At 58.9% G+C, this 12,095-nt stretch carries 10 protein-coding genes; 5 read left to right on the forward strand and 5 right to left on the reverse strand.

Annotated elements, in window-relative coordinates; genetic code table 11:
* Positions 1 to 46: 46 nt before the first annotated feature.
* On the forward strand, positions 47 to 2,128 hold the full coding sequence (locus tag SIC15_RS02710; RefSeq protein WP_412537583.1) for a patatin-like phospholipase family protein: 2,082 nt from the start codon (positions 47 to 49) through the stop codon (positions 2,126 to 2,128).
* Positions 2,129 to 2,134: 6 nt separating this feature from the next.
* On the opposite strand, the gene SIC15_RS02715 is transcribed toward SIC15_RS02710, so the two are convergent.
* From SIC15_RS02715 to SIC15_RS02725, 3 genes are all read right to left on the reverse strand, one after another.
* Positions 2,135 to 2,812 carry a GntR family transcriptional regulator gene (locus SIC15_RS02715; RefSeq protein ID WP_136630838.1) on the reverse strand — a complete coding sequence of 226 codons (678 nt, stop codon included), beginning with the start codon at positions 2,810 to 2,812 and terminating at the stop codon, positions 2,135 to 2,137.
* A gap of 83 nt (positions 2,813 to 2,895) precedes the next feature.
* Positions 2,896 to 4,326, reverse strand: a complete 1,431-nt coding sequence (gene cls, locus SIC15_RS02720) for a cardiolipin synthase (RefSeq protein WP_136630837.1) — start codon at positions 4,324 to 4,326, stop codon at positions 2,896 to 2,898.
* A complete protein-coding gene (locus SIC15_RS02725) occupies positions 4,326 to 5,408 on the reverse strand; it encodes an AraC family transcriptional regulator (protein WP_291905748.1) in 1,083 nt (360 codons plus the stop codon). Before SIC15_RS02725 ends, cls begins: the two co-directional genes overlap by 1 nt.
* Before the next feature lie 398 nt (positions 5,409 to 5,806).
* On the opposite strand from SIC15_RS02725, the gene SIC15_RS02730 reads away from it, so the two are divergent.
* The 4 genes from SIC15_RS02730 (at position 5,807) to SIC15_RS02745 (ending at position 9,313) form a co-directional block, all read left to right on the forward strand.
* Entirely contained in the window at positions 5,807 to 6,604 is a 798-nt protein-coding gene (locus tag SIC15_RS02730) for an alpha/beta fold hydrolase (protein ID WP_136630835.1), read from the forward strand.
* 100 nt (positions 6,605 to 6,704) lie between these two features.
* Entirely contained in the window at positions 6,705 to 7,787 is a 1,083-nt protein-coding gene (locus SIC15_RS02735) for an SMP-30/gluconolactonase/LRE family protein (protein ID WP_136630834.1), read from the forward strand.
* Entirely contained in the window at positions 7,787 to 8,248 is a 462-nt protein-coding gene (locus SIC15_RS02740; RefSeq protein ID WP_069184746.1) for an acyl-CoA thioesterase, read from the forward strand. The genes SIC15_RS02735 and SIC15_RS02740 overlap by 1 nt, the downstream gene beginning before the upstream one ends.
* A gap of 81 nt (positions 8,249 to 8,329) precedes the next feature.
* Entirely contained in the window at positions 8,330 to 9,313 is a 984-nt protein-coding gene (locus SIC15_RS02745) for an NADP-dependent oxidoreductase (RefSeq protein ID WP_069184747.1), read from the forward strand.
* On the opposite strand, the gene SIC15_RS02750 is transcribed toward SIC15_RS02745, so the two are convergent.
* Both SIC15_RS02750 and tcdA read right to left on the reverse strand, forming a co-directional pair.
* Entirely contained in the window at positions 9,299 to 11,176 is a 1,878-nt protein-coding gene (locus tag SIC15_RS02750; protein WP_069184748.1) for a cation:proton antiporter, read from the reverse strand. The two genes, SIC15_RS02745 and SIC15_RS02750, sit on opposite strands and share 15 nt — an antisense overlap.
* Positions 11,177 to 11,197: 21 nt before the next feature.
* Positions 11,198 to 11,989: a tRNA cyclic N6-threonylcarbamoyladenosine(37) synthase TcdA gene (gene tcdA, locus SIC15_RS02755; RefSeq protein ID WP_136630833.1), complete on the reverse strand. Its 792-nt coding sequence runs from the start codon at positions 11,987 to 11,989 to the stop codon at positions 11,198 to 11,200.
* Positions 11,990 to 12,095: the final 106 nt, after the last annotated feature.

The following is a 12,095-nucleotide window of genomic DNA, read 5'->3' on the forward strand; positions in this document are numbered from 1 at the left end:
ACGGCCCCGGGTGGGGCTGGTGCTCAGCGGCGGTGGCGCCAAGGGGATGGCCCATGTGGGCGTGCTCAGGGTGCTGGAGGAAATGCGGATTCCCGTTGACCTTGTGGTAGGCACCAGTGCCGGTTCTGCGGTGGGCGCCCTTTATGCCAGTGGTATGCCGGTCAGTGACATCGAGCAGCGCTTTATCGAGATGGACTGGCTTTCCAGCTTTCGAGACGACCCTGGTCGAGTCTACAAACCGGTTCGGCGAAAGCAGGATGACTGGCGGTTTCCGGTGGTACCGGGAATTGGTGTTCGCGCCGATGGCCTGCATGTCGGTGGTGGGCTGATCGCCGGCCAGAACCTCGGGTTCATCCTCAACGAGTTGACGCGCAACGCTGCCCTGGTTGAGGATTTTGACCGGCTTCCCATTCCATTCCGGGCCGTTGCCACGGACCTGGAAACCGGCGAGCAGGTGGTTATCGGTGAGGGCAACCTGTCCGAGGCCATTCGGGCCAGCATGAGCATTCCAGGCGTTTATTCGCCAGTGGAGCGTAATGGCCAGCTGCTGGTGGACGGTGGCGTCGCCAATAACCTGCCAGTCAGCGTTGCACGGGAAATGGGCGCTGACGTCATCATCGCCATAGATATTACCGACAGCCTGATGCAGACCGACGAACTGCGGGGCGCCTTTTCCGTGGTCGGTCAGCTCACAACCATCATGACCCGACGAAACACCGATCAGCAGCTGGATTTGCTGGCTGAAGGTGATGTTCTGATACGACCGGACCTGGAAGGTTACACCTCTGCCGATTTCTACGATGCGCCGGTACTGTTTGAGCTGGGTGCCAGCACCGCCAGGGAGCATGGGGTCGAATTGCGGCCATTATCCGTCTCCCGCAAGGCGTGGGCAGCCTGGCGAGATAGCATAGCGGCGCAGGACGCCGGCGTAGAGATTATTTCACGCATCGAGATCGAAGACAGTCGTCGGCTGGCTCGCGACTTTCTCAAAGAGCGAATCCGACAGAGAACCGGCGAGCCCCTGAATACCGCGCAGCTGGAGGCCGATCTCAAACGAATCTATGGCCTCGGCTACTACGAAATCGTGTCGTACTCCACGTCCTCGTCGCCCGACGGTACGGTTCTGAGCATCCGTGTCCAGGAAAAAAGCTGGGGGCCGAACTATCTGTCTTTCGGGCTTAACTATGAGGATAACTTCGACGGTGAAACCCGTTTCAATCTGGCCTCGTCGCTTCGCATGACCGAGTTGAACGCGCTGGGTGGGGAGTGGCAGACCGGTGTTCAGCTCGGCACCGAACCCTGGCTCCGCACTCAGTGGTATCAGCCCCTGGATTACGGCTATGAACGATTCCTGGTGCTCGGTGGCGAATATTCCCGGGATACCTTCAGCCAGTTCGACGCCTCGGGCACGCGAATAGCAGAGGTGGACGTGACCTTCCGAAAAGCGGATCTGGCTCTGGGTATGGAAATCGGCGGCAATGCCGAGATCCGGCTGATCTATGCCCGGGGCTATGCCACGGTGGATGAGCAGATCGGCCAGCGGGTGGCCCCGGAGGGGTCCGTGCATCAGGGTGGAATGGCCCTGCAACTGGTTCATGATTCGCTGGACGATACCTTTTTCCCGCGGGCCGGTGCCTTCGCCGGCCTTCGGGGGCGTTTTGAGCGAGAGGGTCTGGGATCCGACCGGGAATTCGATTCGGTAACCGGTCTGGCGTTGGGTACCGAGAGTTGGAAGGGGCTGACGTTGACCGGGCTGGTGTATGCCCATGCGGTAACCAAGGGTACGCCAGGCATTGAAAACGCGGTTCGCCTGGGAGGTTTTCGCCGCTTGTCGGCGTACGCGCCCGGCGAAATTACCGGAGACAATGCCCTGATGGTCTCCGCCTATGCCAGCCAGACGTTTGGTGGGCCACTTCTGCCCTGGTTTGTGGGTGCCGGATTCGAGGCGGGCAATGCCTGGTCTTCGCTGGATGCTGCCAGCTGGGACAGCTCGGTTAAATCCTCCAGTGTGTTTGCCGGTGTGGATACCTTCCTAGGTCCGGTACAACTGGCCGCCGCCTACAACAACGAGGACAATTGGACGGCCTACCTCAATATCGGTTTCTCGTTCACCCAGCTGTTTTACTGAAGCCCATCACGCGGTCTTGTTGCCGGTCTTTTCGATGGCGGTGAGAACCTGCTGACACTGTTGCAGAGCGAAGCGGTGCAGTATTTCCGCCAGGCGGTCTTCATCCCGGTCCTTGATAGCGCTGATGGATTGCTCCATGTGCGACAGGTTGTCTTCAAGCACCTGGTTGCCTCCCTGTTGGAAGGCGACGAAGGCACAGCGCTTGGCCGACGGCCAGAGGTCATCAATGGCGGAGACAATAAAGTAGTTGTCGGCATAGGCCAGCGATGCCTTGGTGTATTCAATGCCCAGTTCCAGGAAGGCCATCAGATCGTTTTTATCGTAGCAGGCCTTCATCTGGTCATAGAGACTTTCCAGCCTGGCCATATCATCAGCCTGCCAGCTGCGAACCAGCTTGCGGCCAGTGTGGGTGAGATACAGTTCCAGGGTTTCGTAGAGGCTGCGAACGAAAAACTCGTCCAGGGGTGTCACGAACGCGCCCTTGCGCGGAACGTTCCGGACGAGGTGCCGCTTCTCCAGCAGCAACAGCCCTTCCCGGATGGATCCGTGGCTGACATCCATCTGCTTGGCCATGGCGCCCTCGTAGATCCGTTCTCCGGATCGGAGCTGGCCAAAGGCAATCAGGTTCTCAATGTGGCGGGCGACCTGTTCGGTCAGTGTTTCTCTGGGTTTGAAGGCATTCATGGTGATCTGTCGCTACTGCGTACTGGCTGAATCGTGTAGGCATAGTCGCACATCGGGTATTCCGGAGCCAGTGATCAGAAAGTCTAGAGCAACGGTGCCAGCAGGCGGACTGCACGGCAAGCCAGGCGGAACAGTATGGAGCGGTCCTTGTAATCCCTTTCGGTCATCAGCCGGGAGCTGTCGAGATCCTGTTCCAGCATGGATTCGACGCTGCGAATGAAATGCCGTGCTGTGGTAATGGCGGTGATCTCGAAATTCAGTCGCATGGAGCGGTTATCCATATTGGCCGTTCCTACTGCCGCATAGCGATCATCCACCAGGATCACTTTCTGGTGCATGAAGCCCGGCTGGTAGCGATAGATGCCGATTCCGGTCTTGCAGGCCTGGACCAGGTAGGAGTAGGCGGCCAGACCGATCAGGCGGCTGTCTGATTTCTCCGGAATCAGGATCCTCACGTCTATGCCCCGAAGCGCCGCCAGTTGCAGCGCATTCATGATCTGGAAGTCCGGCACGAAGTAGGGCGAGGCGATCCAGAGCCGGGATCGGGCGTTGTTGATGCAGTTCAGGAAGAACAGGGTACAGGTTTCCCAGGTGTCGGCCGGGCCGGTTGGTAGCATCAGCACCTCGTCATTCCCGGGCTGATTGGCGACCGGCTCCCAGTCAAGGCTGGGAAAATCGTTGCTGGCCCAATTCCAGTCCTCCAACCACGCCAGCTGCAAGCCGGTAACGGCCGGACCTTCAATCCGGCAATGGGTGTCGCGCCAGGGCTCCTGATCCATGGCGGTGCCAAGGTACTCGTCTCCCAGGTTGATGCCGCCCACAAAGCCGACCTTACCGTCGCAGACCAGCAGTTTGCGGTGGTTCCGGAAATTGATCTGGAATCGTCGCCTGCGGATGTTACCGTCCCCGAACGAGGCAATCCGGGTGCCGGCGGCGGCGAGCTGCTTCAGGTAGTTCCTCGGTAGCCAGACGCTGCCAATATCGTCATACAGGAACCAGACCTCCACACCCTGGGCCAGTTTGCGTTCAAGAATCGATTTGATTCGACGGCCAACCCGGTCTGACCGCACGATGTAGAATTCCAGCAGGATGTAGTGCTCGGCGTCTTCCATGGCTTCGAACAGGGCGTCGAAGGTGGCTTCGCCGTCCCGCAACAGCGTGCATCGATTGCCGTCGGTAAACGGTTGGCGTCCCAGCCGGCAGAGCACCTGGAGTTCGTCTGTGAAACGGTCGCTGGTAGGGACCGGGATGGAGGTGGTCTGTTGCTCGAACCGGTTCAGCAGGTTGGTCAGTGACCGGTCTCCGAGACGACGAGCCTTCACGTAGCCACCGAAACGATTACGTCCGAACAGGACGAACATGGGGACCGCAACGTAAGGGACTGCGATCAGGCCAATGATCCAGGCGATGGCACCCTGGGTAGTGCGATAGGTCAGCAGAATGCGGTAGACGCAGGCGAATGCGCCCAGGTAAAGAATGCCAACGGCAATCGCAACCAGAGACAGGTCGTCCACTATCGCTCTCCTTTGCTGGTGTCCGGCTCCTGGTGTTCTGCCTCTGGGCTTGCCAGGTGTCTCGCACGGTACTCGGCCGGCGAGGTGCCGGTCCAGCGTTTGAACGCCCGGCTGAAGGCGCTGAGTTCAGAGAAACCGAGCAGGAAGGCAATCTCGCCGAGGGCATACTGATCCCCCGCCACATACCTGAGCGCCTTGTCTTGCCGGACCTGTTCCACCAGGCCCTGAAAGCTCAGACCCTCCTTTTTGAGTTTTCGGTACAGAGTCTGTCGGCTCATGTGGCACTGCCGGGCCAGCGTGTCGGCATCAATCTTTTCGGTTGCCATCTGCTTTGATATCAGCCGGTGAATCTTGCGGCCAAAGGAGCGACGGCTCTGCAGCCTGGCCAGCAGGGAATTGACCTGTTTCAGCACAGCTGAATAGACATACGGGTTACGGCGGGGAATCGGATGCCCCAGGTGCCGGCTGTTGAAGGCGAGTCTGGTGATGCCGCAGTCAAACCGGACTGGCCCGCCGAGAAGCTTTTCGTATTCGTGCGCGTACACGGGCGCCGGGTGGGCAATTTCCACCCATTCGGCCTGAATGCCCGGGTGGATGAAATGACGGGTGCGGGTGATAGACGCGGCGAGGGTGCGGTCCATATCCTGCCGGCAGTAATGTTCGGCCCTGTCTGGCTGCCAGCATAGGATGGCCTGGTCAGCGGTCTGCTCAAAGCTCAGGAATACCGACTCATTAATCAGCCGATGCAGGCGGACATATTGGGTAACAGCCTCACCCAGTGTGTCGCAGTTGAAGAATACATGCCCCACCAGTCCCATCCGTTCCGGATCCACAACCTTGCCGGCATGCAGTCCAACGCCAGGGTCGCCCGTAACATACTCTGCGTGCTCCCAGAGCCGGTAGTGGGCATCCGCGGGGACTCGACGGTCCGGGTCGGTAAGTTCCGACATCGTCAGCCCGGTCAGTTGTTCAACGTGTGGGGCATTGAACACGCCCTGTCGCTCAAGGTAATGAACCAGTGCCAGCGTGCTTGAGGCAGCGACCAGGGGAGTGCTGGTGGAATCCGGTTGGGCAGATGTCACGGTATACGGCCTGATAGTTAACGAGCTGTCATGAGGACTGATACAAAATGTCAAGTGTATGCAACCGCCTGTCAACGGTCACCCGTGGCTTGAACGATAACATCAGGGTATCAGGTTGAAGCAATGGAAAGGCAATCAGGAGGTGTTTTATGGAACAGGAAATCTTTGTACCCCATACCGAGCTTGAGCGGAAAAACGTCATCGAGCTTGCAGAGTACCTGAACAGCATCTTCTATTGCTGATTTCTCAGGCTTAACGTCTATGACCTTCATGCCGGGCTTTGCCCGGCTTTTTTTCGTCTTCGGAAAATGATCGTCAATACCGGTACTTGCTCGCAAGGCTGGCAGTGGTAATGTATCCGGTTTGAGAACGCAGACCAATCCGGAGACTGACTGCCCATGACTGTTGAGCTGAATCACCGTATTACCGGCGAAGGCCCGCCCCTGGTCCTGTTGCATGGGCTGTTCGGATCCCTCGACAATCTTGGTGGCATCGCCCGCCGTCTCGAAGATCAGTGGCAGATCCACGCGTTGGACGAGCGGAACCACGGCAGCTCACCGCACACCGACACCATGGATTATCCGGCCATGGCGGCAGATGTACTTGCCTATATGGATGCACAGGGGCTGGATAAGGTCAGTCTGCTGGGTCACTCCATGGGCGGCAAGGTGGCTATGCAGGTCGCCTTGCAGGCTCCTGAGCGTGTGGACAGGCTGATCGTGGCGGACATTGCCCCGGTTAACTACAAGCCACGGCATGATGCCATTCTGGAAGGGTTGACCAGCATGGATCTGACTGACGTACGTTCCCGACAGGATGCCGACAGACTGATGGCCGACTTCGTTGAAGAGCCGGGTGTGCGTCAGTTTCTCCTGAAGAACCTCGAGCGGATTCCCCGGGAAGAGCAGCAGGAGGGTGGGCCGGTGTTTCACTGGCGGCTGAACCTGCCGGTTATTGATGCGTGCTACGGGAATCTGGCCAGAGCGCCCGAGGGCGCTGGCCCCTTCGAGGGCCCTGTGCTGTTTCTCAAGGGAGCCGACTCCGCCTACATCCAGGAAAAACACAGGGATGATATTCAGCGACTGTTTCCGCGGGCGCAGTTGCGTATTATCCAGGGTACCGGCCACTGGCTTCACGCAGAAAAGGCCGACTCGTTTGCTGCCCTGTGCCGCCGTTTCCTCAGTGCCGAAGACTGACAGCGCTCGTGTCAGGTATTTTCCTGCCCACCGGCCGGTCTGCTAAGGTAACTCAAACGCTGACACACGGAATTGATAGAACAACAGGCGGGCAGAGTGTATGAAATGGATGGTGGGGTTGCTGGTTGTTTTCCTGCTATTGGGCAGCTTCCTGCTGACACCTTCGCCTGTTGACAGTAAAGCGTGGAGTCCGCCCTCACCGCCGCCCCTCACCGGACCCATTGCGCCGAACGAGAGATTGAGGTTGGCGGACCTGCTGGCCCGCGGCCAGGTGTACGGTCCCGAGGATACGGCCGTCAGTGAGGATGGTGTGCTCTACACCGGCACCCAGGATGGTTACATCGTGCGGGTGTTCCCGGATGGTCGGGTTGAAAACTGGTTGTCCACCGATGGCCGGCCGTTGGGCATGGTGTTTGATAAGCAGGGTAACCTGATTGTGGCGGATTCCTGGCGGGGGCTGCTTTCGATCACTCCTGAAGGGGAGATTACCGTATTGGCCCGGGAAGCAGAGGGTACGTTGTTCCGGTTTACCGATGATGTCGATATTGCCGATGACGGACGAATTTACTTCACCGACGCCAGCTCGAAATTCCGTCAGCCGGAATACCTGCTGGATCTGCTGGAAATGCGCCCCCACGGCCGTTTGCTGCGTTACTCCCCGAAAACCGGCAAGGCCGAAGTCCTCCTGGCCAACCTGCATTTTGCCAATGGCGTTGCGGTGTCTCCTGAAGGTGACTACGTGCTGGTTAACGAAACCTGGAAATATCGCATCCTGAGGTACTGGATTCACGGACCCAAAGCCGGGCAGGCAGAGGTGTTTGCCGACAATCTGCCCGGTTTTCCCGATAACCTGGCGGTGGATGAGCAGGGCCGCTACTGGGTCGCATTTCCTACCCTGCGCAATCATAAAGTGGATGCCATGCACCCACGGCCCTGGCTCAAGGATCTGGTGGCAAAGCTGCCTGACAGCCTGAAGCCCACCCCGCAGGAATATGGTCTGGTGATCGCCTTCGACCGGGACGGCAAGGTTATTACCAGCCTCCATGACACCCGGGGAACCCATTTGCAGGAGATTACTTCGGTGAACCCCCACGATGGCAACCTGTACTTTGGTTCACTTCACAATGATCGTATTGGCCGGCTACCGTTGCAGGCCATTCCCGGTCTTGGAGAAAGCAACTGATGCAGCAGCACGACATTGCCTGGGATCTGCCCGCGCCTTTCACCATTGATATTACGGTGCGCGCTGAGGATACCGACAGGCTCGGACATGCCAATAACGTTGTCTATGTGCGCTGGCTTGAAGACGTCAGTTGGGCCCACATAGAGAGTCTGGGAATGACCTGGGCCCTGCATGAGAAAACCGGCAAGGCGATGGCCATCACCCGCACGGAGATCGATTACCTGGCCTCGGCCAATACCGGGGACCAACTGGTGTTGGGAACCTGGCTGACCGACTACGACGGTCGTTTCCGGTCTGCCCGGCAGTTCCAGCTGGTGCGTCCGTCGGATGGCAAAACCCTGGTCAGGGCGGTGTCCACTCACGCCTGTGTTGATATGAAAAGCCAGCGGCCCGCCCGCGCGCCGAAAGAATTTGCCGAGATCCTCGGCTCTGCTGTTGTGGCCGGAGGCAAGGGGCTCTAGGTCCCCCGAGCACTTTTGTGCTTTACTTCAGCTAGTCTTGTTCAAAGCCAATCCCGTTTAACCTGTTGTCCGGAGATCCCCATGGAAAATACTGCTGATCAGAATGCTGAAGCCACAATGCGCCATGTGATCTACGATCGATTTGGGGAGCGTGATGTCCTGCAGGTGGTAGAGGCTGACGTACCCGTTCCCGGAGACGAACAGGTGCTGGTCCGGGTGCACGGAGCCGGTCTCAATCCCATTGACTGGAAAACCCGGAAGGGGTTGGGGTTTGCGGCCAGGCAGATCGAGAATTCGTTGCCCTGGACACCAGGATACGACGTGGCCGGTGAGGTTGTCGGGGTTGGTGCCAACGTGACCACCCTTGCGCCCGGCGATCGGGTCATGGGGATGGTGGGATTTCCGGCCGGCGGTGGCGGTTATGCGCAGTACGCCCTGGCGGCGGCCGATGAGTTGGCTATCGTGCCGGAAGAGTTGGACCTGGTGTCTGCCGGTGCCTTGCCCCTCGCGGCGCTGACGGCTTGGCAGGCGCTGTTTGAAATGGCGAAACTGGAGTCTGGCCAAAAGATTCTGATCCACGCCGGCGCCGGTGGCGTTGGGCATTTTGCGGTTCAGTTTGCACTGGAGCGCGGTGCCCATGTCATCGCCACCGCTTCGGCCGGCAACCGGGATTTCCTGGCGGAACTCGGGGTGCACGAAGTGATTGACTACCGCACCACGGATATCGGCGAGGAATGCTATGGCCTGGACGTGGTGCTGGATCTGGTGGGCGGCGATACGGGTAAGCGCTCACTACACACCCTGGGTGAGCACGGAGTCCTTGTTACCATCCCCACCGTTACCGCCGATGACATCATCAGTGCGGCGGAGGAAATGGGATTACGCGCTCACGGAATGACGGTGCGTCCCGACATTTTTCACCTGGATGAGATTGCCGAGCTGATCGAGGACGGTGACGTCAAGGTGCACATCGAGAAGGCCTTTTCGCTTGAGGATGTTGCGCAGGCCCACGAACTGCTTGAAGGTGGGCACGTGCGCGGCAAACTGGTGCTAGATTGTCGATGAAGGATTTTCCCCGGCCGGTGCATCCTCGCCGGCTGATGGCTGTTCGGCTTCTTTCTCCTTGCGTTCCTTCCTGGCCTGGGGTGGTACCAGGCTGATCAGGATCCAGTCGTTTTCCGGCTTAAGGTCTTTCATGCTGCAAACCGGAGCGACGTGCTCCTTGCTGTCGAAGGTGAACAGTACCAGGGCCTGGTTCTGGTACTTGTTCAGGAACTCCTCGTAACCAAACTCTTCACTCAGTTGCGTGGTCTTCACCGTGAAGCCCTGACTCACCAGACTGGCTAGCTTGGCGTAGCTGACGCCGTCAAACAGGCCTCTGGTCATCTGGATCTTTTCAGCCGTCTGGTGGCGCGCCTTCTGATCCTGATCACCCTCTGCCAGACTGAACACACACTTGTTTCCGAACCAGTCCAGGAAGTGGTAGGTGGCCAGGGAATTCATGTGCTTGTAGGGGGAGATGACCAGCAGCTTGCCGATGCCTGTCAGGTCCAGATGAGTTGATGCATGCTCAGACACGGGGTTGCCGAAGTAAACCTGCAGGTTTTCCATGCGGGCCTGGCGTACGTTCTCCCAGTTGGTATCGGCCAGGGTCACCGGCACCTCATACTTTTTCAGGGCCGTGCCAATCATCCGGGCCACCGGGTTTGCACCTAGAATCAGGAAGCCGTATTCCGCCGGTTCCGCGACTCTCAGCAGGCGGGCTATCGGCCGGGCTGTCAGGCTTTGCAGGGTGACGGTGGCGATGATCAGCATGAAGACCAGGGGTACCAGAGCACCGGCGCTTTCATAGCCAAGCTTTTGCAACTGGAATGCGAACAGCGCCGACACCGCCGCGGCAACAATGCCCCGAGGGGCAATCCAGCTAAGGAAGAGCTTTTCGCGCCAGTTCAGGCTTGTACCGATGGCAGACAGGAAAATGCTCAGCGGACGGGCTACCAGCATCAGCAGGGCCAGCACGGCCACCAGGCCCCAGCCCAGCTCGGCAATGGCGGCAAACTCAACCCGTGCTGCCAGGATGATGAACAGGGCGGATATCAGCAGAACGCTCAGGGATTCCTTGAACTCCAGAATGCTCTCGATGGGCACCTGCTTCATGTTTGCCATCCAGATGCCCATTACAGTGACCGTCAACAGGCCTGACTCATGGGCCAATTCGTTGGAGATGGCGTAAACGCCGAGCATAAAGGTGAGGGTGCCGGCGTTATGCAGATACTGGGGAATCCAGTGCTTGCGCAACACGATGCCATTGAGATACCCGGCAATGGCACCAATCAGGAAACCCACCGCCAGGGTCTTGCCGAAGATATAGAGCGAGTGGCCAAACACGTTGCCCTGTCCCCAGGAGACAATCCCTTCGAACACCAGAACCGCCAGCAGAGCCCCGACGGGGTCAATGATGATCCCTTCCCAGCGAAGGATGTTGGCCAGTTTCGAATCCGGCCGAACCGAGCGCAGCAGCGGTGCGATTACGGTGGGCCCGGTAACGATGGAAATTGCGCCAAATAGCAGGGCAACAGCCCAGGAAACGTCCAGAAGCCAGCGTGCAGCCAGGGTGCCGATGATGCAGGTGACAATCGAGCCCACAGGAATCAGGTTGCGGACCATCTTGCCGTGGCCGCGTATTTCTTCGTAACGCAGGGTCAGGCTGCCCTCGAACAGGATGATGGCAACCGCCAGGGAAATAACCGGGAACAGCAGGTCGCCAAAAACCACTTCCGGGGCCAAAAAGCCCAGGACAGGCCCGGCGGCAATGCCACCTGCCAGCAGGAACAGGATCGCCGGCATGCGGACGCGCCAGGCAAGCCACTGGCAGAAAAGTGAGAGAACGCCAATGCTGGCAAGAAGCAGGACAGTACTGACTGGCATATTGGTTTCAGTTCCGTTGATCTATTGGTTGGCGCGTCTGGCGATCCGATTCAGAAGTCGGGAGGCCGCAAAAAAACCGAAGCTGGCGGTTACCGGACTGGCGGCGCCAAAGCCTGAGGCGCAATCCAGTCTTACCGGGCCGTCGGTGGCCGGTTTCTGAAGGCAGACTTCACCGTCACCGGCAGGATACGTCAGCTGCTCCAGGGAGTATACGGCCTCAATACCAAAGCGACGCTTCGGGTTCCGGGAAAAACCGTATTCCCGGCGCAGCAGGTTGCGTACTTTGGCCAAAAGTGGGTCTTGGGTGGTTTTGCTCAGATCCGCCACCTGAATCTGGGTTGGGTCGATCTGCCCGCCAGCGCCGCCGGCACAGACCAGCGGAATCTTCCGGCGCTGGCAGTGGGCAATCAGGGCAGCCTTGGCCTTGACGCTGTCGATGGCGTCGACCACCCCGGTCATGTCCTCGGTGATCAGCTCGCTGACATTCTTGGTGGTCAGGAAGCCGAAATGCACCTGAATGTTTGCCGCCGGGTTGATCGCCCGCAACCGGTCTGCCATGGCATCGGTCTTGGTGCGCCCGTATTGGCCTTCAAGGGCATGGAGCTGGCGGTTGGCGTTGGATACACAGACATCGTCCATGTCGATCAGCGTGATTGTGCCAATGCCGCTTCTGGCCAGGGCTTCCGCGGCCCACGACCCGACACCACCAAGCCCGACCACGGTCACATGGCTGCTACGAAAGGCTTCCAGGGCACGGCGCCCGTAGAGTCGTTCGATACCGCCAAAGCGGAAAGCGTAATCGTCGGCGTTCATGGTGTCCCCGTGTTGGTCCGTTCAAAAGCCGGACAAAATCAAAGACCGCAATTGTAACCCAGTGACCGCACAGACAAAAAAGTGGCCATAAAAAAAGCCACGCAGG

It is taken from the genome of Marinobacter sp. MIT932201 (assembly GCF_047123295.1).
Classification (GTDB): Bacteria; Pseudomonadota; Gammaproteobacteria; order Pseudomonadales; family Oleiphilaceae; genus Marinobacter; species Marinobacter salsuginis.